This is a genomic window from Propionispora vibrioides (genome assembly GCF_900110485.1).
Classification (GTDB): Bacteria; Bacillota; Negativicutes; order Propionisporales; family Propionisporaceae; genus Propionispora; species Propionispora vibrioides.
In genome coordinates, this window is the sequence record NZ_FODY01000001.1 from 342,451 (window position 1) to 366,628 (window position 24,178).

A 24,178-nucleotide genomic window follows, 5' to 3' on the forward strand; every position below is an offset into this window, starting at 1 on the left:
TTGCCTGAACGTTTCCCTCCGAATAGCTACCGCTGGGCATATAACTGTTTACCCAAAGCCAGGGCTTTTTGATTTTTTTCTTCCGTACCGCGCGGCACCCGGGCCAGTACAGCCTTGGTTAAAGACTCTTCACTAACCGCGCCGGTCGCGGCCACCAGCGCCCCGAGTGCAATGATATTGGCAAACATGGCATTGCCCAGTTCCTCGCGGGCTGTCCTGGTAATCGGCAAGTCAATCACTTCGGCCTCACGGCCGGAGATTTCCTTTACCAGCGTGGAATCCGCCAGCAGTTTGCCGTTTTTCTTTAGAATACCGGCATACTTGTTGCAGGCTTCCTGGCTCATCACCAACAGAATATCCGGCGCCAATACCTTGGGATAATCAATCTCTTCTTCACTGATAATGACTTCGGCCTTACTTGCTCCGCCACGGGCTTCCGGTCCGTACGACTGGGTCTGTATGGCCTGTTTTCCGTCAAGAATGGCGGCCTCCGCTAAAATGATGCCGGCCAGAATCAACCCTTGTCCGCCGGTACCACTTAAACTGATTTCCAGCATTACGCCCTGCCCCCTTCCTGCAGCCGTGCCACCAATCTGGCATACTCCGCCGTATATTCCGCCGTGGGCGAATGGTAGAGCTCACCGATAACAAACTTGCCGGTCATTGCTTCCGGCGTCATCTTGGCCGCGGCCTTCACCATAACGGCATGGTCACGCTGCCATAGCAGCATGGCTGCCGCCGTAGGCATTTTGTTTTTCCGGCCATAACCGATCGGACACTGGGTTATACCGTCAATCACGGAGAACCCTTTATTCTCAATCCCTTTGACAATGAGATCTGTCAACATGGCGGCATGGTACGCGCTTCCCCGCGCCACATAGGTGGCACCGGCTGCAATAGCCAACTGGGCAATATCAAAGGACCGTTCCATATGACCGAACGGCGCCGTCGTAGACCGGCTATCGATAGGAGTCAACGGCGAAGACTGGCCGCCAGTCATACCGTAAATGCTGTTATTAAAGACAATCGTGGTAAGACCTATATTACGTCTGGCGGCATGAATGAAATGATTGCCCCCAATGGCAGTGCAATCACCGTCGCCGGTAATTACAATAACCTCCAGTTCGGGATTGGCCATTTTAATACCCGTAGCAACCGTCAGCGCCCTGCCATGGGCAGTATGAACCGTGTTGAAATTCATATAACCCGAGGCACGGGAAGAACAGCCAATGCCCGATACAATAATGGTCTTCTGCTGATCCAACTGCAGCTTGTCAATGGCCCGCAAAATAGCCGTCAGCAAAATACCGTTGCCGCAGCCCGGACACCAAATGTGCGGCAAAGCGGATTTACGCAAGTATTTTTCTATATCAGCCATTATTCCAGCCCCCCTGCCGCCAGGATCGGCCGCAAAATATCATCGGGACTGAAGAAAGTCCCGTCTACTTTAGTAACCGATACCACTTTTTCCTGCTTTACATACCGTTCAATCTCACAGGCCAACTGTCCGTAATTCATTTCAGGCACGATGATTTTCTTGGTCTTTTGCGCCTTCTGTTGCAGTAAGGCAGCCGGAAACGGCCATAGAGTAATCAGCTTAAGCAAACCGGCTTTCACACCTTGTTTGCGGGCCGCCTTAACTGCGGCAATAGCGGCCCGGGACGAGCCACCATAAGCGACGACAATGACTTCGGCATCTTCCAGAAAATGCTCGGTGTACAAGGTAAGCTCCGCCTGAGCCCGTTCGATTTTCGTATGCAGCCGGCGGACCAGTTCATCAGTCACGGCGGCGGACTGGGAAGGCTGTCCTTCATAATTATGCACCAGGCCCGTCACATGGTAAAAATACCCTTCTCCAAACGGCGCCATTGGCGGAACTCCGTCTTCGTCCGGCTTGTAAGCCCGATACTCGTCGGGAGAAACAGTCGGCTTTTTCCGGTTAACAACTTCCACTTCGGACAACTCTGGCAATTCGACCCGCTCCCGCATATGACCAATTACCTCATCCAACAACAAAATTACCGGTGTACGGAATTTTTCCGCAAAATTAACGGCTTTTACCGCGACATCAAAAGCTTCTCGCACCGACCCCGGCGACAAGGCAATCACACCCCGGTCACCATGAGTACCCCAGCGAGCCTGCATGACATCGCCCTGCGACGGAGATGTCGGCAGGCCGGTGCTTGGACCGGAACGCTGCACATTGACTACGACCAGCGGCAATTCGGCCATCGCCGCATAGCCAATCAATTCCTGTTTGAGGGAAAACCCCGGTCCGCTGGTAGCCGTTATGGCCTTGGCACCAGCCAGGGAAGCGCCAATAATCGCTCCCATACTGGCAATTTCATCTTCCATCTGAATAAATTTTCCACCCATACGAGGGAGTTTTTCAGCTAGAAATTCTGCTATTTCCGTGCTTGGCGTAATCGGATAGCCGGCAAAAAACGTAACGCCTGCGGCTAAAACCCCTTCTGCACAAGCCTGATTACCCTGCATTAAGCAAGCTTTGCTCATACCTTCTCCCCCTTGTCCTCTTTCGTTACTTTTATCGCTAAATCAGGACAGCGTAATTCACACAGACTACAGCAAATACACTTATCCTCATCTTTTACATACACTTTGCCAACTTCGTCCAGGTCCAGAACCTGTTTTGGACAAAAGGCTATGCAAATACCGCATCCCTTACAAAACTTACGGTTGACAGTCAGCGTCATATTCCTACCCCCTCACATGCCTAAGCTAGAAGAACAAATGTCTACCGTTTATCATTATACATCACAACCGGGCTACTATTCCATACCTAAAATGCAGATTTTCCCCATAAATACTTGATTTTTCTCCAAAAGCAAGCCAAGTTCCGAACTTTTAAATATTCACAATAAAATAGTAAATATTCACCACCTAGCCATAAATCAATAGTTTTAACGGCCAAAGGAGTCAGATATAACCGCCCCATTTTCATTTCCCCATATTCAACAGAAAACTCGCCGCGTCAAGTGTAACAAGGCACTAAGCAGTTTCTTAATACTTTACTAAAAGATAACGCAATATTAACGGAAACTTTGCAGAAATATGTAATGATTAGGGTGGCGGATAAAGCATCCGGTACACCACCGGCCAACACGCCGAGACTCGGTTCATAAACCAACGGTACACCGACTAAATTGCAAGCACACCGAGGAGGGTTACCCATGGAATTACGGGAAGGAAAGTACCTGCTAAAGCTGGCGGAAACACCGGCAGAGAAAGACCAGATTTATCTCCTTCGCTACCGTGTCTACTGTCAGGAACTCAATTTTTCAGGAAAAAAATATGAATATGCAAATACCAACCGCGAATACGATTATTTTGATCAGCTATGCGATCATCTGATCATCCGGGACGAAGAAAACGATTGCTGTGCCGGTACATTCCGTTTTTTGCCTGGCAGCCGGCTGGCATCACGCGAAACATTTTATTCGGAACAATGGTTTGATATTGGAGTGCTGCGCAATCAGCGGAGCCGCATTCTTGAGCTTGGCCGCGCCTGCATCGACGCCCAGTACAGAAATACCGTCGTGTTTAAGCTACTGTTTTCCGGCGTTGCCGCCTATTTGCGACTATATCCCCATGACTATTTGATCGGACTTACCACGCTGCCGGGCAATGCCAAGAACGATATCGGCCTGATCTCCCATTATCTGGCCGCCACCGCTGCCATCAATACAGGCTGGGGAATCAAACCCAAACGACGGCATTTACTGCCGGTTACCCAGGATACATTGGCGCCGGCCGGGGCCAACCAGCGAAAAGTTATTAAAAAGATGTCGACTCTTATGTTTGCCTATTATAAATACGGCGCTAGCTTCAGCAGTGAACCATCTGTCGATATGGACTTTGATCCACCGGTTTTTGATTTTTTCACCGTAATTGACGCACAGAAAATCCCTGCTTGGGCTTAAGCAACCACTGATTAATTCACACTGCGCGTCCTGACGGAGTTTTTTCCGTCTGACTGCGTCAGCAAAACCTTGAAATAGCTGCACTATTCCTGCGTTCTTGCTTCCTTGCCAGACAAAAAGATCTCTCGCCAGGCCGACAGGCTCATTTAATCAATGGTTGCTTAACAAACACAAAAAAAGAAAGGGCTGGCCCGGAATTGAAAATAAAACAGCGGATTTCTTTTTATCGTTGCTGGCTACGGATTAAAATAGGCGCACTGCTGCAAATTACCTTATCGTACATACTGGTACGCTGGCTGTTCAGAGGCGGCCGGTTACAAATAAATAACAGCACCGGCGAAGCGTTACAACCGCCGTTTCTCGTACTAGGCAATCATACTTCCAATATCGATCCGGCTTTGGTTCAGTTTATCCTGGCCCCTCAGCCCTGCTATTTTCTAACCACAAATTTTTACTTTCGCCATCCTCTTTGGGGAAAACTGCTACGACTGGCCGGGGCTATCCCCAAAGTCCAATTTCTGCCTGACCTGCGCGCAGCTCACAGGGCTCTGGCTTTATTAAATCAGGATAAAATAGTCGGCATATTTCCCGAGGGCCGCCGCTCCATTGACGGCAGTTGCGGCGACATCCCCTACAGCATTGCCCGTTTTATCCAAAAAGCCAATGTTCCCGTCCTTACCGTCAAGACACAGGGAGGATATTTTGTCTGGCCCCGCTGGTCTTCTTCCTGGCACCCGGGTCAGGTAGAAGTGACAATCAACCAACTTCTGACCGGCCAGGAAGCCGCCACTCTCCCGCTCGAGCAACTTCATGCAAAAGTTCGTGAGGCGCTATCCTATAATGATTACGACTGGAACCGTCAAGCTGGCCATGACTATAGCCATCACCGCGCCGCCGAACGGCTGGACTTGATTCTGCATCAATGTCCCCGTTGCCTGCGTGAACGAAGCATGAACAGCCAGCAAAACAGACTGTATTGCCAAGCCTGCGGCAATGCGGCGGTGCTCGACAGGTATGGCTTCTTACAGCCTGCCGACGCTCAATGTATTACCTTTGCTACACCTGTCCAATGGTCAGCCTGGCAGCGGCAGCAAATGCTCTCGTTCCTAAAAAATAAAAACTTCCGCCTGCGGTTGCCGGTAAAGGAAATCCGGGTTGCTGATCCGTTATACGGTCCCTATCGCCGTTGCGGCAACAGCGGTCAGGTAAACCTTTACCAGGAAGGTCTCTATTTTCACGGAAAGATTGACGGGCAAATGAAGGATTTGTTTTTTCCTATTGAACGGCTGCCTACCGTATCCACCGAATTCAATTACGATTTCGAGGTTTGCGACACCCATAATGCCTGGTGGATTTTTCTGGAAGAACGGCAACAAACAATTCGCCTGGAAAACGCCATAGCTTTATTGCACCAAGTAAGGTCATCAAGGTAAGGGTACATTCCCATTAGGGAACCACTGATTTATTCACACCGCGCAGCCTGGTGGATCTTTTTCCGTCTGGCTGCGTCAGCAAAACCTTGAAATAGGGGCCGCTATTCCTGCGGTTTTACTTCCTTGCCAGCCAAAAAAATCTCTCGCCAGGCTGGCAGGCTCATTAAATCAGCGGTTCCCTTAGAATAATTAAAAAGTTCAAATGTGGAGGTGTCCAGTATGACAGTCACGCCCAAAAAGCTTTTATTTGCCATTTCCGATACCGGTGGCGGCCATCGCAGCGCGGCTATGGCCATCAGTGCCGCGATTGCAGCCAGGGCAGGTTCAGGCATAGATTGTCGCACTATCGACTTTCTGCGGGCAACAAAGCTGCCTGGTTTGAGCAAGGCACCGGAAATTTACGACTATTGCTCCAAAGAACACGTATGGCTTAATAACTTACTTTTTAGAAAAACAAATACCCCTTCCCGGATTACCACCCTGACCAACATTGTCTATCATCAATCCCACCGGCATATTGAAAACGAATTGAGTATCGCGCAACCCGACGCAGTCATTGCAGTCCATCCGCTGGTTATCGGCCTTTTGGCTGCCGCCCGCCAAAAGCTGCAAGCTAGCTGGCCTATTATAGCAGTGGTTACCGACCTGATAACCATCCACGCCGCCTGGGCCTCACCCGGTGCCGATCTTTATTTGGTTCCCACGCCGGAAGCCGCCCGCTTGCTGACAAAATATAAAATACCGCCGCAACGCATCTTTCAGGCCGGTTTTCCCGTTCATCCTAAATTTTTGCAAAATAAACTTTCCAAGGTGCAGGCCCGCCAAAAGTTAGGACTACACCCCGATTGTTTCACCATTATGCTGACAGGAGGTGGTGTCGGCGCCGGCAGCATGGAAGAATGGGTTCAAATGCTGCAAAACCGGTGCGCCGGCAAACAACTTCTGGTGATTACCGGTAATAACAAAAAATTATACCAGACACTGCACCAGCGTCAAGCCACTCCTCTGCTCCACCTATACGGCTTCGTTCAGAATATGGAACTCATGATGGCTGCCAGTGACCTCATTATCACCAAGGCCGGTCCGGGAACCATTCTGGAAGGTATTGCCATGAGTCGTCCGCTGATCATCACCGGAGCGATCGGCATCCAGGAGACAGGCAACATTGATTATGTCCGCCGTCACCGGTTTGGCTATTACTGTCCCACACCAGCCCAAGCCTGCAAAACCATCAACGAGATAGACGCCGGTCTTGATCTTAATTCCCTGAATCCAGCCCTTCCCAATACAACCATTGTTGATGGGTCGGCGATGATTGCAGATATTATCCTCCAACAAGTTGGCTGGACTTATGCCCACCTGCTCGGTGGCGCCTCTTAAAAAAGCTTTCTGTAGGCCGTTTTCAAAGCAATCAGACAAAACAAATCCAACGTGCAACCTGCCGGACAAATTCGGCTCAGACTAAAACCGCTTAAACCATCTTGCTTAAGCGGTTTTAGCCATCCACTACAGGATTGCCGTTTATCCTGCGTACCGTAGACCGTTTTTGTCATATTGGAACGACAGACCTTCCGGGTTATTACGATACATTAATACAAATTAACATTTTTTTAACAAAAACATCCTAGTTTTCAGGATAAATATTCGCTATATTGTAAGAATACATAGTTCATGATAACAGGAGGGTTTGCATTGAGAGAAACCATTACGGTCAACCGGATTATTTTGTGTTCTTTTATAAACAGGGAAGTCGCTCAACAAGTTTCGGCCTATACGCTCACCGAGCAAGACAATGCCCAAATCAGCGAATTACTGACCAAATATTGCAGCGGCACCCATGCCTGCCAAAGCCCTGATTGTCAGTTTATCATTGGCCCCACGGGAAAAAATTACTCCAAAACACTGGAAAGCATCTATCAATACTGGAAAGACCCGGCCCTGGTAGAACCGGATAAAAGATAATTATCCCAATGAATAACCCCGGAGTTATGGCACTCCGGGGTCTGCTTTTTTTTATGGTTTTAACAGCACCAGCTTATCGGCGTCCCGGACAAGGACTTGAATGCGCTGCAGTTCCTCGGAGGTGAGGCGCTGATAATCCAGATCCCGGATGATAAAGTAGGACCGCCCCTCCTGGCGAATCCTCGTTCCCACTTCCTCTTTATCTATTTCCTGGCCATACAAGCCGGAATAAAAGGTAAAGCCGGGATGCAAAATTTTCATAATGTAAACAGACGAACGTCCATCATAAACCTGAGAAAATTGAGCCGCCAAATCCTTCGAGGAAAAGTACGGAGCGGCAGCCGGCAGCAGGCTGGTCATTAATATAGCTACAAACAGCAGCATACCGCCAACCTGGACGGCAAAAGAAGCGTATATGCGGCGGTACCAAAGAAAATAAACAGCTACGCCACACACCGTCGCTAACAAGGCGGCCACCAACACCGCACCAGTTTCCATTACCGGCAGCAGGCGTCCGCCGGTTACAACCGTCACAATCAGCAGCGCACAGAGCACCACCAGCAAACCTATCCAGCCCCAGCTCCGTTCCTGGCGCCACAGCCGGCCGACCAAATCGTCAATATACCAACCGGCCAGCAGGGCCGCCGGCGGAAACATCGGCAGAATGTACGACACCAGCTTGGTCTGGGAGATGCTGAAAAAGGCAAATATGAACAAGGTCCAAATAACCAAAAACAATAAAATTCGTCGTGTCTCTCGTTCATTGTGCCACAACGCCCGGTAAACAGCCTGGGGGAACACGGCGACCCAGGGGAAAAAGCCGGCCACAAATACCGGAATATAGTAATACCACAGTGCTCCTTCCGGATGTTCCGGTGATGTAAATCGCGTCAGATTGTGAAACCCCAGGAAGGTGTCAATAAAAATCTGACCATGGATTTGATACATGCTCCAGTACCAAGGCAAAGCAATCACTAAAAACAAAGCGGTCCCCGACAAAAGTCGCATTTCTTTCAGTACCGAAAACTTACGGGTAAACAAGAGGTATAAACAAATAATAGCGCCGGGAAACAGAAAACCGACCGGCCCTTTCGTCAGCGTTGCCAGCGCGGCAAACACATAAAGAAAATAATATCGTTTTTCAATAAAACCAAGCAGGGAAAGGGTTAGGCAAAGCGTCAGCGTAATATCGGTTACCGCCGCCTTGCCCAAATACCAAAATTCAATACCTGTGGCAAGAATAAATGCGCTGGTCAGCCCCGCCCGCTCACCCAACAAGCGGCGGCCGGCCGCATACACGGCCAGAATACAGCCCAGCGCCAATAGCGCCGAAGGAAATCGGGCGGCAAATTCGTTAATGCCAAACACTTTAAAGGAAGCCGCCACCAGCCAGTAGTACATCGGCGGCTTATCATACCAATATTCTCCGTAAATCCGGGGAGAAACAAAGTCCCCGTACACAAGCATCTCCCGCGGCGTTTCCGCATAGACCGGTTCATCGGGATCCAATAAGGGGGTAACGCCTAAATTAAAAAACAAAATAGTAGAACTAATAATAATGAGCAGCAGCAGACCGCTTAGGTTGCGCAACCGTGTTCAACTCCTGTCAGGGAAGCATATGTTCTGGCCAACCCATCCCTGAGCAGGGTTTGGGGACTCCAGTGCAAATTTTCGACCGCCTTTTCATTACAGAGTGAAGAACGGTAAATATCGCCTTCCCTCACACTTTTATACTGCTTCTCAACAGTTTTACCGGATATTACTGCCAGTTCCTCGACCAGCAAATTAACACTGCTTTCGGTTTGGGTACCAATGTTGTATATTGAATTTTTAGCAGTTGTTCCCAGCGCCAGCCAGTTGGCTGCCGCCACGTCTCCGGCATAAACGAAATCGCGCGTCTGACCGCCGTCGCCAAATATGGTAACAGGCCGGCCACCACATATGTTGCGGACAAAAATGCTGATTACCCCGCCTTCACCAAAATCTCCCTGCCGCTCGCCATACACATTGGCATAGCGCAACACCACATACTCTAAGCCGTATAGCTCTTGATAAAGCGCCAAATACCGCTCCACCGCCCATTTGCTTAAACCGTAGAAAGATGCCGGCTGCAAGGCGGTTTCCTCCCGCACCGGCACAGCGGCAGTATTGCCATAAACGGCAGCCGTCGAAGAGAAAACCACGCGCTTGACACCGGTCTTACGAGCGGCCTCCAATATTTGCAGCGTACCGGCTATATTTACATCACTGTCATAGACAGGGTTTTCCAGAGATTTAGGAACCATGGTCTGCGCTGCCAAATGAACGATAGCATCAAACCGCTCACTTTCGAACAGTTGCAGAATTTCCGGATTGCGGATATCCATCTGTACGAAAGCTGCCGCCTGATTCAAATTATTTACCGAGCCGGTCGATAAATTATCCGCCACGGTTACTCGACAGCCTTGCCTGATTAATTTATTTACAACATGAGAACCGATAAAGCCGGCGCCCCCTGTTACCAGCACCTTCATATTTTCACCCCTTTACTTAAATCAGAAAGTCCTATTTTATCTGGCTTGCCAAGAAGTTGCGGCCAAACACCTTTACGGTAAAATACAGGCCAATAACAAACGGAATATATTCGACAATCATACGCCATACCACCGCGGTGATGCCGACAGTGCCGGAAGGAAGAAATTCGCTGAACAACACGATAAAACCGCCTTCGGCAATCCCCGAACCGCCCGGTGTCGGCGCAAAATACAATAAAAGATTAAGCAGCACCATCCGCCCCATCACACGGACCAGATCAGGGTCTACTCCCATCCCCATAAAGAGTACAGGAACAACACTGTATAAGGAAAGCAGGCTGGCCGCCGACTCCAGAAATACCCGCACCATACTGACTGGAGCCGAAGACAGCATTAATATGGCTCCCCGCACGTCGCGGTATACCGAAAAAATACGGCGGCGCCTGGTATAATGCAACCGTTTGGTAAAGAGTACCAAAAAATAGGCCAATGTATTTTTGCGTAACAGCCAGATGATGGAGAAAATACCCAGGATAATCGTCGCTGATATAGCACGCAGCAAATTCTCCGATAGCCAGGGCATAAGACCCGGATCAAAATATAAAACCATCGGCAGGCATAAAAGTAAAAACAAAACGGATAGGATCGTCCGCACGACAACAATAACCGTGGCTTTGCCTGTCGGAACTCCCGCCCGCCGCAGGAATAAAACCTGCGCCACCGCGCCGCCGGCAGCCCCCGGTGTCAGTGCCGCCAGAAAATAGTTGCTGAATACAACCTGGACAGCCCCCATTAGCGATATATTTTCGCCCGAAATGCGGACCAGGTGCACCAGTCTGGTCCCGTCAAAGTATAAGCCAAGGCCCAAAAAGATAAGCACGGCCAACAGCGACCAGCTTTTAAATGCGTTCAGATGGTAAAAGGTATGAATATCCACGGTATAGTAAATGACCGTACCTGAAATCAGCCCGGTTAAAGATAAAACCAGCAATAACCGTTTGTAAAATTTAACCATCTTTTAAATCTCCAAAAGAAAGCAAACCTATCTGCTGATTGACTAATGTTTGCCGAATCTTTTTGCTGATTGCCGCCGCATATTCTTCTTCCCAGTGATAGTTCCAGAAAAACGTTTTATTTAAGCGACTATTGTTATAACCGGGATGGAGCATAATCTCCGACACTCCTGCCGGCAGCCGTTCAAGAACTTGCAGCAAATGACTTTCCCCCATATCCCCGCCGGCTAACATACCGAAAAAATGATCGGGAACAAGCATCCCCATGGTTCTAGCCCGCCGCCGGGCAAGACGGGCCAAAAAACTTAATCCCGTACGTCCCAAAAGACGGCCCGGGCGAACTGGATAGCCCGCCGTAAACCCATAAGGTTCATCGGGTATCCTAAGCGCCGGAATCTTATAATGCCGGGCCAGGTCCAGCACAATATCAATAATGCCCGGTACGATATGCAAATGCTGGTGGCTGTCCAGATGAGTGACCGCAATGCCGCTGTCCAGGACCTTCTCAATTTGTCCGATCAATTCACGGCGAACATCAGACAGCGCAATTTTTCCCAGAATAAACCGTTTCAGGAAAATCTGATAGTCACTAAAAAACCGCCCATGATCGTCCACCAGGGACGGAACAGTCGCGGCCTCACTGACCGGTTCTGCGCCGACCAGCGTCAAATGAATTCCCACCCCCAGCCGGGGATGCTGCAAGCTCAGGGACACGGCCTCGGCGAAAGCGCCGCCGCCCGGCATGATCGACGTACTGGTAATGCAACCGGTTTGATATCCCTGAATAATCGCTTTATTGATTTCTTCATGCAGACCAAAATCATCAGCATTGACAATTAGTTTTTTCATAATGGCCTCCATATCATCCTGACTCATTTATGGTATCATGGATCGCAGCGTATAGCAATTTTTTCCGTCTGGCCGCGCTTGATTAAGTTAACTTCGTTGGAATGCAAAAACTACCGGGAATGAGCGAAACAAAAAACAGCGATAATAATACCGTTTCCCAATATAAATACGAGGAGGGATACGATGAACAACAAAACAGACTTAAACCAACAGAGCCAAAACGAATTTGGCACATTAACCGCAAAACAGGATGCAAACAACGATTATACCAAATCCAACAAGGGTTCCAATGCCCAGTCCGGCAGCAGCAACAAGTCCAACAAGCAGTCGTCTTCGGCTCAGTCTGCCACCAGCCAGGTGCTTACCTCGCAGTATGATATCAATGAAGACTCTTCCAAATAAGACCGGTCAGGAAAACAGGGAGTCATCGTACTCCCTGTTTTTTTAACGGCTCCGTTTCGTGCACAGGGCGGCCTCGTAGGCTTCCGCTAAGGCCACTTCCGTATCGGTAAGTCCATAGATTTTATATACCAGTTGATTAAAATAATCATCCAAAGCCTGTGCCTGTAAAGCGGGCGTCCGCTCGCCCCGGTCCTGACGCTGTACACAATCAAGCATCGTTTTTACCAATTCCGGGGCCTGCCCGTTAATCTCCTCATTGACAATGACAGGCAGACACTCCAATGACTCAATATCTGTTTGCGCCATGGCCCGGCCATATTCCACACTGACGGCGTGATAATAGAAAGAAAGCAGCCGTGAGTTCATCAAGATTAATAAATAGTCGGCACAAACCCCGCTATTGGCCACAAAACTATGAATGTTATTCAAATGATAATATCCGTCCGGATCAGTACAGGCCGTAAGGGTATAGCCTGTCTGACGGACCAGAATTTTATACTGCTGCACCACATCCGGGCGCCAGCCTCCTTTGTACAGTTTGGTTCCATCAATGTTCAACCAGTGGCCTTCATACCTGATCCCATAGCGCGACAACTGCCCGCCCGACACCAGCCCCCTTTGCCAGGTCACGCCCCGTGATGTCTTGGCAATAATATCCGCTTGTTTAGACAATGACCGGATTCCGGTATGACCGGAAGCAAAATGCCGTAGCGGTGTACCAATGTTATCCAGCTTGTCGATAATCCGCTTGATTCTTAAATCAAAAAAAATCCGGAAACGGTAATGAGGCAGATTGCTAAAATAACGCTGTTCATATTGACAAGCCACACGGTCCGCTTGCAGCCCTCTCATATCATCAATCTTTACAATACGGCTCTGATGGTTTTCCCCGGCTTTTCCCTTTTGCAATATGACAATTGTCGAATAGCCCGTGGAAGCACTCTTAAACACCGAAGCGGCAATATGCGCCAGCCGCTCAATCGCCGTATTGTCCAGAATGTATTTTCTAATTTTGGAATAATAACGGCCAAGCAGGAAGCTATCAGGAACGATAAAGCCCAGCCGCCCACCGGCCTGCAGCAATTCAATGCCGCGCTGCAAAAATAAAACATAGTAACTCAGCTTATATTCAGCCGTAGCCGCATAGGCCTGGCGAAGATAATCGCGGTACGCCGCCTCCAAACGGCCTGCGCCCCGCATTCCAAAGGAAACATACGGCGGATTGCCAATCACACAGGCATAATCGGCAGCCCAAAATTCCCGTATCGCCACCGGAAGCTCGGCACAATCCTCCGGCCGCCGCAGGCTGTCAAAAACAATGACGTTCGCCGGCAGCAAATGCCTGGCCTTGGGAAACCGCAACTGGAGACTGAGGCAGGCAATCGCCGCCGCCCGGCTATCGATGTCCGCCCCCCAGATATTCTTCCCGATGATCTGCCGGTGAATTCCCTCATCCGACCAATCGCGGGCGGCATAGCGTTGCTGCAGCATACTCCGGGCGGCGCGAAACTTGGCAAACAGCACATCATAGGCTTTAACCAAAAAAAAGCCGCAGCCACAAGCCGGATCAAGGATCTTCGCATCAGGATTTTGGATAACATCCAGACAGGCCAGCGTATGGTCCATAATAAAATCGACAATTGGCTTCGGAGTATAATAAACTCCCTGCGTTTTCCTGGCTAAACAGGTTCTCTCATGGATCTCCCCCAGCAGCGTCACATCCTGCGCTGGCAAGGTAACCGCCCAATGCAACAACAGTTTTTGTATGTCCGCCGGCACAACAAACTCCTGTTTAACTTCTGCCAAAGGCTCGGCTAAAATATCCCGCAACGAACCGGTATGTACCGCCCGATAGAGAATGTCCGAGGGCTTCCGGTGCCCGGCCAATAACAATGCCAGTATTTTCATCATACAGGCCCCGGCATCCGCAGCGCCCTGCCGCTCCAGCCACTCCCGTACCTCCTGATACTCGGCCATAAATTTTTTCCAATTCATGAACGACCGTACCTCTCTCCAGCTTTTGTTGACTGTCTGTAGGAACACTGATTTATGAGCCTGTCAGCCAGGCGAGAGATTTATTCACCTGGCAAGATAATTGTTGGGCTATTTCAAGGTTTTACCGATGCGGCTCAACGGAAAAAATCCGCCAGGACGCCTATCGGATTAAATCATTGGTGCTTTAGCCACGTTTGATAGTTTCCGTATGGCTGGCATAGGCGCTGTGATTATGGATCGATTCATAGTTCTCGCATTCCACCTCAAACCAGGCAATGCCCTGCAAGCCACGCAAAGCCAGCACCAGATCGCGCAATACATCTTCCACAAATTTGGGATTGTCATAAGCACGTTCGGTTACAAATTTCTCATCTTCTCGCTTTAGCAGCGGATAAACCGGGCAACTTCCCTGTGCCTCCATCAATGCCACCAAATCTTCAATCCAGATAAAGTTCCCGTTCTCCTGCTTTAGCTTGACACTCATCAGCCCGCGCTGGTTATGGGCGCCGTAGGCGGAAATTTCCTTGCTGCAGGGACAAAGTGAAGTAAAGGGCACCGCTACCCCCATATAAAAATCAATGGGCTGCTCCTTTTCCAGGCTGGCTGAAAAGAGGCAATCATAATCCAATACACTTTTTAAGCGACTGACGGGCGCAACTTTTTCGATGAAATATTTAAACCGGATTTCCAAATAAGCCTTATCGGCGCCCAGTCTGCCTAACGTATCATGTAAAATAGCTTCCATTTCACGGCTGGATACAGGTTTTTGGCTCCATTCACTCAAAATTTCGATAAAACGGCTCATGTGTGTTCCCCGATAATCCTGGTGCAACTTTACACTAAGCCTGATTTTGGCCAACACCGATTGCAAAGCTCCTGCCTTTGTCTTAATCAAAAACGGCAAATGAACTTCGCTTACCCCTACTTTCTGTATGGCAATACCACGTTGGTCCACTGTATTTTGAACGTCCTTCAATCTATTCACTCCTAGTGCTGCTATATAAAATAGGATCAGAAATACCGGCTTCGGCAAATCCCTTTAGACGCAGCAGGCAACTGTCACAGGTGCCGCAGGCAGCGTCACCGCCCTGATAGCAGCTGGTAGTCAGTTCCAGCGGCGCCCCCAGACGGCTGCCAAGCTGTACGATCTCTCTTTTTGTTAAATGAAGTAATGGTGTCACCACGGAAATTTCCTGGCCTTCCTGGGTCGCGGCTTTGGTCGAATAGTTGGCCACCTGTTGAAACAGGTTGATAAATTCCGGCCGGCAGTCAGGATATCCCGAGTAGTCAAGCGCGTTGACACCAATAAAAATCTTTTCTGCCCGGTTGACTTCCGCATATCCCAGGGCATAGCTCAAAAAAATTAAATTGCGGGCTGGCACATAGGTGGAGGGAATATCCGGCCTGGCAATATCTCCCTGCGGCACGGTAATACTGTTATCGGTCAACGCACTGCCGCCGATCGCTTCCATATTAGTTTCTATCACTAAGTGACGCTTTACTTTATAGTAGTCAGCAACATTGCGGGCACAAGCCAGTTCACGGTTATGCCGCTGATGATAATTAAAGCTTAACGGTAATAATTCAAATCCCTGCTCTTTCGCCACTGCCATACAAACAGTGGAATCCAACCCTCCGGACAGCAAAACGACTGCCTTCATGGCAACACCCCCATCAGCCAATTATTATTTTGCAACTATTAATGTTACCATTTTTTACTCTACTCGTCAAAAACATTAATAAGAAACAAACAAAAAACGCCAAATACTCGGCGTTAAATGCAAAAACATGTATTCTTACCCTTGCCTGCTCTCCAAATTTAAAATACCGATATCTTTGCGTTTCTCCAAATCAATGAATTCACCCTCATCGGTCCGCACCACCGGGCGTGAGCCGGTAAACTGCCCTAAATAAATGACCTCCGCTTTTCTGCCGTCGCTTAGCTTAACGATACTGCCCAGGAAGAAATCACGGACATTGTTTAAGAATATTGTACAAATGTTGGGATCAAGTTTATTAAACATTTCCTGCACCAGCATTTCCGCCACGGAAAATGGACTTGTCTTATTTGTGTATACCCGGTCGGAAGTCATAGCGTCATAAATGTCGGCAACCGCCACAATTCTCGCATAAGGATGGATTTTGTCAGCTTTAACCTGTAAGGGATAACCGCTGCCGTCCATGCGTTCGTGATGCTGCAAAACAGCGTAAGAAACCGCCGGGGTAACCTGCTGGATGGAACGAACCAACTGATAACCTAACGTGCTGTGCGACCGCATAACCTGCATTTCTTCCGCAGTCAGCTTACCCGGTTTATTTAATATTTCTAACGGCACCTGCGTTTTGCCAATGTCGTGCAGCAAGCCCGCCAAGATCAATTCCTTCACTTCCTCTGAATTATACCCTAGCCATTTACCCAGAACGCCGGACATGACGGCAACATTGATCGAATGATGAAAGGTATAGTCATCCTCCCGCGGCGCCATCTGCAAATGATTGACCACACCGACCGTTTCAACCAGCGGTTCAATGGCCTGTTCGGCCAGTTCCTGCATTTCCTGAATCGGCACTTCTTTAAAATAGCGCATATTCTGAAAAGCGTTCCGTATGGCGTGCACCGCCATGTCATATTTTTGGAAAAACTTCTGTTGCTGTTGATTAAGCGGTCCCATCGGTTCATTTGGCAACTCAGGACCGGGTTCTATCGGTCCTTTGATCATCAAGGAAGTGACACCCCAGTATTTCAGCCGCTCAATATTGCTGAAATTCAAGGTAGCGCCCTCACTCAAAGCAACTTTCCCATCCTCAGTCAGCACTAAATCCGCTACTTCCATACCCGGAACAACATCATGAATATTATATCTCTTTTTGGTATATCGGGACATAAAAAATCCACCTTTATGTTATAAATGTCTTATCGCTAACGGTTGGCCTAGGGCGTGTTTTCAAACTAACAGAATGATATGGTGGCGAGTCATTTTTTGCGCCAAACAAATTATACCCTAAAGGGCATTCGGAATTTTTTGGAACAGGGGCCCCTATTCCAAAAAAATTTAACGAAGTATGGTGCAAAAAACACCGTCAGAGGGCGTTTCGGATAATTTGAAAACACGCCCTTATAACTATAAGTTATTTTCTACGTCTCACAACTTTTTCCTTCAAAACCCGACTGGCATTTCCTTTATTTTCTTGCTTAATGGTAGACCTGTTCATGGCGCAGCAAAGTGAGCAGTTGATCCATGCCTTCTATAATTTTAAACTGTACTTCCTCAGCCAGATTAAAGCTTTGGCTAATTAGTACCAACTGGGCGTTATGTTGTAAGCCAAAGTCGTTCATCACGGCTTCCAGTTGCCGGATAGCCTCTTCCAAATGCTCGGCAGCAGCCAACACATGATCGTCCATCAGATTTTCCAAAAAAGCATAGTGATATATCTGAACCATATCCAAGGCCTTGCTGAAACCAATGCCGGCAAAGTGATGCTGAGCCATTAAATAATACTGCTGCAGAAACTCGCCAAAGCCGCTGTGTTCGATAATCCTGGGTTCATGAAGCAAGCCGCCGAGCAATTTGTATATTTGATTGATATAGGTCATTTCCAGTTCCATCAGTTGCACTAACTGTTGCAACCGGAGGCTCTTGCCAGATATAAGGCGGAAGTTCTCCAGGTCCCATTCCACCACCTACCCACCTCCCGTACTGTGTCTTTAATATAGTATTCGCGGCCCCAAGATTATGTTTACTAAACGAAAAGGGATTAGCCTCTCAGCTAATCCCTCGCCACAGCCCTATTTATTCGTCCTCTTCTTCCGGCAAATCAAAGTTCCCATATACTTCCTGAACATCGTCATGGTCTTCTAACATATCAATCAGCCTGGTCAGCTTCGCGGCATCATCATCGCCTAACTCCACCGTAGTATCCGGTATCATCCGGATTTGCGCGACAATGGTCGGAATATTTTGGCCTTCCAGAGCATTTTGCACAGCCTCAAAGTCTTCGGGGGCCGTAGTAATTTCATAGACATCCTCTTCTTTTTTAAAGTCCTCCGCCCCGGCTTCCAAAGCAAGCATCATAACGGTCTCCTCATCACAGGCCGTCTCCTCAATAACAAAAAGCCCCTTCTTTTTAAACATCCAGGAGACGCAGCCGCTTTCGCCCATATTACCGCCATGTTTGGAAAAGAGATGGCGGATATCAGCGGCAGTCCGGTTGCGGTTATCCGTCATGATTTCCACCATAACAGCCACGCCGCCCGGCCCATAACCTTCGTACACCAATTCCTCATAGTTGCTGCCTTCCAATGCGCCGATCCCCTTTTGAATGGCCCGCTGCACATTCTCCTTCGGGATATTGTTTTCTTTCGCCTTTTGCAGCGCCAGCTTGAGCCTCATATTGCCTGTGGGATCCCCACCGCCCATGCGCGCTGCCACGGTAATTTCCCGGCTGATTTTAGTGGTAACCTTACCACGGATGGCATCCATTTTCCCTTTTTTATGTTTTATATTGGCCCATTTTGAATGTCCTGACATAGCTATTATTTCTCCCCTTCACACAATATAAATCAGGGATTATTTTAACACAACTATGTTTGTTTGGCAAAGTTTATCGTTAAGCTGACGGTTATGCCCCTATGCTCCTTTCTTTAAGGCTGCTGTCCGGTTTCATGCATACCGTTCAATTCATTCGATAAGGGAAAGGGAAACTGCACATAGGTGCCGGGCACCTCGCCAACCACTACATACTCGGCAATCGGAACCTGAGTGGTGACATCCACGCTTTTACTGACTAGCGGGACAACAATCCTAACCTGGGTCGTTGTCAGTAAATAAACCATATGGCGGGTCTGATTTATTCCGGCCTGTTCAAACTTGTCAAATACTTTCACCTGCACCGTTCCGATCGGGATAACCGTCACGGTAATATTCGGTCCCATACTGGCTAATAGCTGACTGCCAAACACCTGTCCGATGGGTATATGTATTTTTTCTTCCGAAATTCCCGATAGCGCCTCCTGTACCTTCATGGTGGTATCGGCGGCCAGCCGGTTGAATTCAAGGGTATTGGGCTGAATCAATACCACCCGGCCCCGGTCATCCACTTTCACATGGACCAGTGTCTGCGGGTCTACACTGGTGCCAACCTGTTCCGTAATGACCCGGTTAATGGTTTCTGTAGCAATGACGGTTGCCTTGGCCTCGGCAATGGCCAGCAGTGTCGGTTTCAACAACTGCTCCATTGTCCAAAAAGTATATATAAAAAACATAGACAACCCGATCAAACAAACGGTTACGAACGATATTTTTCTTCTCTTTTGAACGGAAAACCGCACCGGTCTCCCCCCTACCCTGGGAACCGCTGATTTAATGAACCTGCCAGCAGGGCGAGAGATTTTTTCGACTGACAAGAAAGTAAAACTACCGGAATAGCCCCGCTATTTCAAGGTTTTACTGACAAAGCCAGACGGAAAAAATCCGCCAGGATGCGTAATGTGAGTAAATCATTGGCTCCCAATCAGTCACTTTGTTTTATCAGTATATGACGGACGGCTCCCTAATGTTACGGTGGGACCAACCGTTCTTCGAGAAGATAAAAAGACTGTATCCCGTAAGGATACAGCCTTTACTTATTGCAGCTTGATTTTAGCAAACTTTCTTTTCCCGTTCTGGACGATCATGTCGTCGGCCAAAGCAAGCTGACTGTCAGGATCGGTGCATTTATCACCGTTAATTTTTACGGCGCCGGCAACAATCGCCCGTCTAGCTTCACTGTTACTGACCGCCAGTCCCAGTGTCACCAACAGTTTTGGCAACCAAACCGGTTCGCTGTCCTTGGCCATGCTATGTTCCGGAATATCGGTCGGCAAATCACGCTGCTGAAACACCCGAATAAATTCAGCCTGCGCCTCATCAGCCGCCGTCGGGCCATGATATAGACGCACCAGAATATGGGCCAGACGCATTTTCAAATCCCGTGGATGGAGCGTATGATTCTCCATGCCCAGACGGATTTGATCCAATTCATCTAATTCCACATCGGTAACCAGTTCATAATAACGCAGCATTAACTCATCAGGCACTGACATGGCCTTGCCGTAAATTTCCTTCGGCGATTCATTAATACCGATATAATTGCCCAAACTTTTACTCATTTTATTTACGCCGTCAAGCCCTTCCAGAATGGGCATCATAGCCGCCACCTGCGGCTCCTGTCCATATTCCTCCTGGAGATGTCGGCCCATCAGCAGATTAAATTTCTGGTCGGTACCACCAAACTCAATATCGGCCTGAAGCGCCACCGAATCATACCCTTGCATTAAGGGATAAAAAAATTCATGCACGCTAATCGGACGGCCTTCTTTAAAGCGCCTGCTGAAATCGTCGCGCTCCAGCATCCGGGCCACCGTATACTTAGCCGCCAGTTTAACAACGTCTGAAAACTGCAGCGGCGCCAGCCAGGAGCTGTTAAACACGACCTCTGTTTTTTCTTTATCTAAAACACGAAATATCTGTTCTTCATAGGTTTTCGCATTTTTAAGCACATCTTCTTCGGTCAGAGCCTTGCGGGTTTCCGATTTTCCCGAAGGATCGCCGATCCGCCCCGTAAAATCACCGATAATAATAATAATCTGATGTCCCAGATCCTGAAATTGTTTTAGCTTGCGCAGCACAACCGTATGCCCCAAATGAATGTCCGGTGCCGTAGGGTCCAGTCCCAGCTTGACCTTTAACGGAACACCGGTAGTAACTGACCGTTTCAGTTTTTCCACCAATAAAGGTTCCGGCAATATTTCGGCAACACCGCGTTTAATAATGCGTAGCTGCTGCTCAACAGACAACATAATTCTACCCCCATAACCATTAAATAATATAAATTCAGCATCCACTGTTATAACTGCGTGATTCCAGCCGCATTATACCACAATCGTCTGGAAATTGCAAATTTTACCTGATTTTCGATACTATAATCCCAATAACTCCAGCATTTGTTTATCAACAATTCCGTTGGCTTCCAGGCCATGCTCCGCCTGGAAATTTTTAACCACCTGTTCGGTATAAATACCGAAAATTCCATCCGAGCGTTCGCCAAAATAGCCCAATTCTTTCAGCTTCAACTGTAGCCTGGCCACATCTGACCCAGTCATTTGATATTTTAGATTGCGGGAAATTTTGATCTTTCTTCCCTCGATGCGTACCGGAGTACCAATGGGAACCCATTCAAACAATTCCTCTACATCCTTATTACGCATACGAATGCAGCCATGACTGGAAAACTGCCCAATACTCCAAGGCTTATTAGTGCCATGAATACCGTAGATCCCCCAAGGCACATTCAAGCCCATCCAGCGCGTTCCAAAACCCGTACCCCAGTCATAAGACTTCCACACCACATTCCATTCTCCAATCGGTGTCGGGGTCTTGCTCTTTCCGACGGCAATACGATAGGTTTTATGTAATTGATTGTCACTATATACTTCTAACGTGCGATCCTGTACTTTTATAACGATACTAACCACTCCGGCAGGCTTATCCTTTACCTGGCTGTCAGTACCGGCCAATTCCTGTTCATCCAGGTATTCAAAACCTAAAACCCCACAAATAATTCCCAAAATGACGAACATCGCCACACCGTACAGCAGCTTCCCTCTAACCCGGCCCAAACAATCTCCCCCCAATTTACTCTGTTCTCTAATATATGTCTTAAGCTCTTCAGATAGTCTGACTGCTAAAGCTCAGGGTGAAAGAGAAAAATAACATTATTAAAGGCGGGGGCTTTATGCCATAGACTAAATTTGTCCGACAAAAAAAGAAACCGGGTTGCCCCGGTTAATTAAGAACATATACTTTTGTCGATTGAATGCCATAGTCCAAGGCGGTCTGACGATCATCAAAGGCCAGATCAATCCGGTTCCCCTTAATCGCACTGCCTTGGTCTTCAGCGACGGCTTCTCCGTACCCTTCAATCCATAAGCGGCTGCCCATGGGAATTACCGCAGGGTCAACGGCGGCCACGCCTTTGCGCACCGTTCCGCCCATATACGTTTTATTGCCCCAATGGCCGTTATCCAGCATTCCTGGCGCATAAGCGGTTGAAGTCATATTAATTACCTTTTTGTAATTCTCCGGCGCACCGGCCAGCGAATCGTTTTGCTGTACAGCTACCGGCTGCAGCACGCCACTGCGGGACAGTAACTGCGAAATCAGCGCAACCTGCTGTTGATATGGCTTCAATTGGTCGTCCAAACGCTGTACCATTTGCTCCTTAACGGCCTGCTGCAATACAGCAGTATCTGCGCCGGGAATAAATGCCGCTTGGTTTACGGCCTGGTTGGTCTTTTCTATGGCCAGCTTTTTCAATACGTCCTTTACGTCCTGGTCCTTATTCTGTTCCAATAGCTGTTGCAACTGTGCTAGTGTCTGCAAATCAATTTTATCCGAATTCTTAACAAGGACTTGGGAAAGACTGTCCAAAGCACTTGCCTGTACCCGGGTAATAGCCGGCGAAAATACTGTAAGAGACATCATCAGAAAGGCGATGGCGGCTAATTTTTTCATATTGCACTCCTTTCAGGCTATTCTAATAATTATTCTACTATAAAGTTTACATAATGCAACGAAAAATATTTGCCAGTTACCTAGTAACCCATCGATTTTGAAAGTGCAAATTAAATTCTCAAAGATTTTTTCGTAAGACAGGGCGAAAGAAGTAGGCCTAGCGAATATAGGTAACCCAGCGACAATCAAGCCTTAAGAAAAGAAATTACCGTACTTTCAACGTTGCTGACCACTAACCTGCCACTGCCGTACTCCAGCAAATACTAACAGGCTATTTCCATCGGTCTAATGACTAATTCAATAAAAAAAGGCCGGAACGAATCACTATTCGTTCCGGCCGCTTTGTATCTATGGGCGCTGTCCACCTTGCCTAACGGGCCAATTGGTACAGCACTTCCGTTAAAACCTCAATTCCGGTCATGATATCGGCTTCTGCCACGGCTTCTTCCGGATTATGACTGACTCCATCCTTACAGGGTATCAAAATGAGTCCGCTGGGAGTCACATGCGCCAGATTCATGGCATCATGACCGGCTCCACTGTGCAAGCGCTGATAAGCTACCTTTTTGTCCCGGCAGATCCCTTCAATCAGCTCAGCCATTTCTTCATCCATGGCTACAGGCCTTTCCGCTGAAGTAACTTCAATGGAAACAGGAGTTTCCTGGGCATCGGCAATGGCGCTAATAGCATCCTTAAGCTCCTGCATCGTGGCAATAATGCTATCATGATCAATGCCTCGGATATCCACCCACATTTCCGCCCGGCCAGGCACTACATTAACCGCACCCGGCTGAACCTTAAGCGCCCCTACCGTTGCTACCGTGCCATAATGGGACTGGGCCAACGCAATTTCCTGTACAGCCAGTACAATCATAGCCGCACTAACCAGTGCATCCTGCCGTTCATCCATCGGTGTAGTGCCCGAGTGAGCAGCCACACCGTCAACGGTGATTTTGCAGCGGGTCGGTGCCGCAATGGAATCAACAATGCCAATACTGTTTTTTTGCCGTTCCAAAATCCGACCTTGCTCAATGTGCAATTCAACAAAGCTTTTTATCGTTTTGGCCGGTCGAGCCGCTTGCTTAACTGAAGCGACAGACAGTCCCTGTTGTTCGATAACCTCTTTAAAAGTAATGTTATTTTCATCTTTCAACCGCGACAAAGTATGTACGTGCAATTGTCCGGTCATGGCCTTACTGCCAAAAGTCGCCACACCAAATCGGCTGGACTCTTCGGCCGCAAAAATGACGATCTCTACCGGATGGGTTAGGGGACCTCTTTTTTGCAGTTCTTTCACGGCTTGGATTGCAGCCACCACTCCCAAGGTTCCGTCGTATTTACCGCCTTCGGGAACGGTATCCAAATGGGAGCCGGTCATAACGACCGTCTGCTCAGGATCACTCCCTTCCAGCCGGGCAATGATATTGCCGGCTCCGTCGACCCGTACCAATAGGCCCATAGTCTGGAGAAACTTCACTATATAGTTTCGCGCCTGTATGTCGGAATCACTGAATGCCA

The 24,178-nt window shown here is 48.5% G+C and carries 24 protein-coding genes; 5 read left to right on the plus strand and 19 right to left on the minus strand.

Annotated features, from left to right (window positions below):
• Positions 1-26: 26 nt before the first annotated feature.
• Genes BMW43_RS01830 through BMW43_RS01845 form a run of 4 tightly spaced genes read right to left on the minus strand, consistent with a single transcriptional unit; the run spans position 27 to position 2,714 of the window.
• Positions 27-557, minus strand: a complete 531-nt coding sequence (locus BMW43_RS01830) for a 2-oxoacid:acceptor oxidoreductase family protein (RefSeq protein ID WP_091743681.1) — start codon at positions 555-557, stop codon at positions 27-29.
• Positions 557-1,378 carry a thiamine pyrophosphate-dependent enzyme gene (locus BMW43_RS01835; protein WP_218140578.1) on the minus strand — a complete coding sequence of 274 codons (822 nt, stop codon included), beginning with the start codon at positions 1,376-1,378 and terminating at the stop codon, positions 557-559. Before BMW43_RS01835 ends, BMW43_RS01830 begins: the two co-directional genes overlap by 1 nt.
• On the minus strand, positions 1,378-2,514 hold the full coding sequence (locus BMW43_RS01840; RefSeq protein WP_091743683.1) for a 2-oxoacid:acceptor oxidoreductase subunit alpha: 1,137 nt from the start codon (positions 2,512-2,514) through the stop codon (positions 1,378-1,380). The genes BMW43_RS01835 and BMW43_RS01840 overlap by 1 nt, the downstream gene beginning before the upstream one ends.
• Positions 2,511-2,714, minus strand: a complete 204-nt coding sequence (locus tag BMW43_RS01845) for a 4Fe-4S dicluster domain-containing protein (protein ID WP_091743684.1) — start codon at positions 2,712-2,714, stop codon at positions 2,511-2,513. The genes BMW43_RS01840 and BMW43_RS01845 overlap by 4 nt, the downstream gene beginning before the upstream one ends.
• 477 nt (positions 2,715-3,191) lie before the next feature.
• On the opposite strand from BMW43_RS01845, the gene BMW43_RS01850 reads away from it, so the two are divergent.
• The 4 genes from BMW43_RS01850 to BMW43_RS01865 all read left to right on the plus strand — a co-directional run bounded on the left by BMW43_RS01850 (position 3,192) and on the right by BMW43_RS01865 (position 7,336).
• Positions 3,192-3,941 carry a GNAT family N-acetyltransferase gene (locus BMW43_RS01850; protein ID WP_091743685.1) on the plus strand — a complete coding sequence of 250 codons (750 nt, stop codon included), beginning with the start codon at positions 3,192-3,194 and terminating at the stop codon, positions 3,939-3,941.
• A 197-nt stretch (positions 3,942-4,138) separates the two neighbouring features.
• Positions 4,139-5,374 carry a lysophospholipid acyltransferase family protein gene (locus BMW43_RS01855; RefSeq protein WP_177173429.1) on the plus strand — a complete coding sequence of 412 codons (1,236 nt, stop codon included), beginning with the start codon at positions 4,139-4,141 and terminating at the stop codon, positions 5,372-5,374.
• 219 nt (positions 5,375-5,593) lie between these two features.
• Positions 5,594-6,754, plus strand: a complete 1,161-nt coding sequence (locus BMW43_RS01860; protein WP_091743687.1) for an MGDG synthase family glycosyltransferase — start codon at positions 5,594-5,596, stop codon at positions 6,752-6,754.
• A 312-nt stretch (positions 6,755-7,066) separates the two neighbouring features.
• Positions 7,067-7,336 carry a hypothetical protein gene (locus BMW43_RS01865; RefSeq protein WP_091743688.1) on the plus strand — a complete coding sequence of 90 codons (270 nt, stop codon included), beginning with the start codon at positions 7,067-7,069 and terminating at the stop codon, positions 7,334-7,336.
• Between the two features lie 51 nt (positions 7,337-7,387).
• On the opposite strand, the gene BMW43_RS01870 is transcribed toward BMW43_RS01865, so the two are convergent.
• The 4 genes from BMW43_RS01870 to BMW43_RS01885 are packed head-to-tail and all read right to left on the minus strand — an operon-like array spanning position 7,388 to position 11,711.
• Entirely contained in the window at positions 7,388-8,926 is a 1,539-nt protein-coding gene (locus tag BMW43_RS01870) for an ArnT family glycosyltransferase (RefSeq protein WP_091743689.1), read from the minus strand.
• Positions 8,914-9,849: an NAD-dependent epimerase/dehydratase family protein gene (locus BMW43_RS01875; protein WP_091743690.1), complete on the minus strand. Its 936-nt coding sequence runs from the start codon at positions 9,847-9,849 to the stop codon at positions 8,914-8,916. The genes BMW43_RS01870 and BMW43_RS01875 overlap by 13 nt, the downstream gene beginning before the upstream one ends.
• Positions 9,850-9,880: 31 nt before the next feature.
• Entirely contained in the window at positions 9,881-10,864 is a 984-nt protein-coding gene (locus BMW43_RS01880) for a lysylphosphatidylglycerol synthase transmembrane domain-containing protein (protein WP_091743691.1), read from the minus strand.
• On the minus strand, positions 10,857-11,711 hold the full coding sequence (locus BMW43_RS01885) for a ChbG/HpnK family deacetylase (protein WP_091743692.1): 855 nt from the start codon (positions 11,709-11,711) through the stop codon (positions 10,857-10,859). Before BMW43_RS01885 ends, BMW43_RS01880 begins: the two co-directional genes overlap by 8 nt.
• A gap of 183 nt (positions 11,712-11,894) precedes the next feature.
• On the opposite strand from BMW43_RS01885, the gene BMW43_RS01890 reads away from it, so the two are divergent.
• Positions 11,895-12,113: a hypothetical protein gene (locus BMW43_RS01890; protein WP_091743693.1), complete on the plus strand. Its 219-nt coding sequence runs from the start codon at positions 11,895-11,897 to the stop codon at positions 12,111-12,113.
• A 42-nt stretch (positions 12,114-12,155) separates the two neighbouring features.
• On the opposite strand, the gene BMW43_RS01895 is transcribed toward BMW43_RS01890, so the two are convergent.
• The 11 genes from BMW43_RS01895 to BMW43_RS01945 all read right to left on the minus strand — a co-directional run.
• Positions 12,156-14,108, minus strand: coding sequence for an N-6 DNA methylase family protein (locus BMW43_RS01895; RefSeq protein WP_091743694.1), 1,953 nt, complete (start codon positions 14,106-14,108; stop codon positions 12,156-12,158).
• Positions 14,109-14,292: 184 nt separating this feature from the next.
• Entirely contained in the window at positions 14,293-15,084 is a 792-nt protein-coding gene (folE2, locus tag BMW43_RS01900) for a GTP cyclohydrolase FolE2 (RefSeq protein ID WP_091743695.1), read from the minus strand.
• A 1-nt stretch (position 15,085) separates the two neighbouring features.
• The gene (gene queC, locus BMW43_RS01905; RefSeq protein WP_091743696.1) at positions 15,086-15,769 is read right to left on the minus strand and encodes a 7-cyano-7-deazaguanine synthase QueC; all 684 of its coding nucleotides are present in this window, start codon (positions 15,767-15,769) and stop codon (positions 15,086-15,088) included.
• A 135-nt stretch (positions 15,770-15,904) separates the two neighbouring features.
• Positions 15,905-16,993: an HD-GYP domain-containing protein gene (locus BMW43_RS01910; RefSeq protein ID WP_091743697.1), complete on the minus strand. Its 1,089-nt coding sequence runs from the start codon at positions 16,991-16,993 to the stop codon at positions 15,905-15,907.
• A 308-nt stretch (positions 16,994-17,301) separates the two neighbouring features.
• Positions 17,302-17,790, minus strand: coding sequence for a hypothetical protein (locus tag BMW43_RS01915; protein WP_091743698.1), 489 nt, complete (start codon positions 17,788-17,790; stop codon positions 17,302-17,304).
• A gap of 109 nt (positions 17,791-17,899) precedes the next feature.
• Entirely contained in the window at positions 17,900-18,637 is a 738-nt protein-coding gene (locus BMW43_RS01920; RefSeq protein ID WP_091743699.1) for a YebC/PmpR family DNA-binding transcriptional regulator, read from the minus strand.
• A gap of 113 nt (positions 18,638-18,750) precedes the next feature.
• Positions 18,751-19,437 carry a sporulation protein YunB gene (gene yunB, locus BMW43_RS01925; protein WP_091743700.1) on the minus strand — a complete coding sequence of 229 codons (687 nt, stop codon included), beginning with the start codon at positions 19,435-19,437 and terminating at the stop codon, positions 18,751-18,753.
• Positions 19,438-19,731: 294 nt separating this feature from the next.
• Complete coding sequence (tyrS, locus tag BMW43_RS01930; protein WP_091743701.1) at positions 19,732-20,946, minus strand: tyrosine--tRNA ligase; 1,215 nt, start codon at positions 20,944-20,946, stop codon at positions 19,732-19,734.
• A gap of 120 nt (positions 20,947-21,066) precedes the next feature.
• Positions 21,067-21,726, minus strand: coding sequence for a L,D-transpeptidase family protein (locus BMW43_RS01935; RefSeq protein ID WP_091743725.1), 660 nt, complete (start codon positions 21,724-21,726; stop codon positions 21,067-21,069).
• A gap of 205 nt (positions 21,727-21,931) precedes the next feature.
• Positions 21,932-22,660, minus strand: coding sequence for a 3D domain-containing protein (locus BMW43_RS21660; RefSeq protein ID WP_091743702.1), 729 nt, complete (start codon positions 22,658-22,660; stop codon positions 21,932-21,934).
• Positions 22,661-23,030: 370 nt separating this feature from the next.
• A partial coding sequence (locus BMW43_RS01945; RefSeq protein WP_143050557.1) for a Zn-dependent hydrolase occupies positions 23,031-24,178 on the minus strand: 1,148 nt, incomplete at its 5' end.

Bases quoted from the DNA above. Each gene is read 5' to 3' on its own strand.
- BMW43_RS01830 (WP_091743681.1), bottom strand. From the start codon at position 557: ATGCTGGAAATCAGTTTAAGTGGTACCGGCGGACAAGGGTTGATTCTG.
- BMW43_RS01835 (WP_218140578.1), bottom strand. From the start codon at position 1,378: ATGGCTGATATAGAAAAATACTTGCGTAAATCCGCTTTGCCGCACATT.
- BMW43_RS01840 (WP_091743683.1), bottom strand. From the start codon at position 2,514: ATGAGCAAAGCTTGCTTAATGCAGGGTAATCAGGCTTGTGCAGAAGGG.
- BMW43_RS01845 (WP_091743684.1), bottom strand. From the start codon at position 2,714: ATGACGCTGACTGTCAACCGTAAGTTTTGTAAGGGATGCGGTATTTGC.
- BMW43_RS01850 (WP_091743685.1), top strand. From the start codon at position 3,192: ATGGAATTACGGGAAGGAAAGTACCTGCTAAAGCTGGCGGAAACACCG.
- BMW43_RS01860 (WP_091743687.1), top strand. From the start codon at position 5,594: ATGACAGTCACGCCCAAAAAGCTTTTATTTGCCATTTCCGATACCGGT.
- BMW43_RS01875 (WP_091743690.1), bottom strand. From the start codon at position 9,849: ATGAAGGTGCTGGTAACAGGGGGCGCCGGCTTTATCGGTTCTCATGTT.
- BMW43_RS01880 (WP_091743691.1), bottom strand. From the start codon at position 10,864: ATGGTTAAATTTTACAAACGGTTATTGCTGGTTTTATCTTTAACCGGG.
- BMW43_RS01885 (WP_091743692.1), bottom strand. From the start codon at position 11,711: ATGAAAAAACTAATTGTCAATGCTGATGATTTTGGTCTGCATGAAGAA.
- BMW43_RS01890 (WP_091743693.1), top strand. From the start codon at position 11,895: ATGAACAACAAAACAGACTTAAACCAACAGAGCCAAAACGAATTTGGC.
- BMW43_RS01895 (WP_091743694.1), bottom strand. From the start codon at position 14,108: ATGAATTGGAAAAAATTTATGGCCGAGTATCAGGAGGTACGGGAGTGG.
- queC (WP_091743696.1), bottom strand. From the start codon at position 15,769: ATGAAGGCAGTCGTTTTGCTGTCCGGAGGGTTGGATTCCACTGTTTGT.
- BMW43_RS01910 (WP_091743697.1), bottom strand. From the start codon at position 16,993: ATGTCCCGATATACCAAAAAGAGATATAATATTCATGATGTTGTTCCG.
- BMW43_RS01920 (WP_091743699.1), bottom strand. From the start codon at position 18,637: ATGTCAGGACATTCAAAATGGGCCAATATAAAACATAAAAAAGGGAAA.
- tyrS (WP_091743701.1), bottom strand. From the start codon at position 20,946: ATGTTGTCTGTTGAGCAGCAGCTACGCATTATTAAACGCGGTGTTGCC.
- BMW43_RS01935 (WP_091743725.1), bottom strand. From the start codon at position 21,726: ATGTTCGTCATTTTGGGAATTATTTGTGGGGTTTTAGGTTTTGAATAC.
- BMW43_RS21660 (WP_091743702.1), bottom strand. From the start codon at position 22,660: ATGAAAAAATTAGCCGCCATCGCCTTTCTGATGATGTCTCTTACAGTA.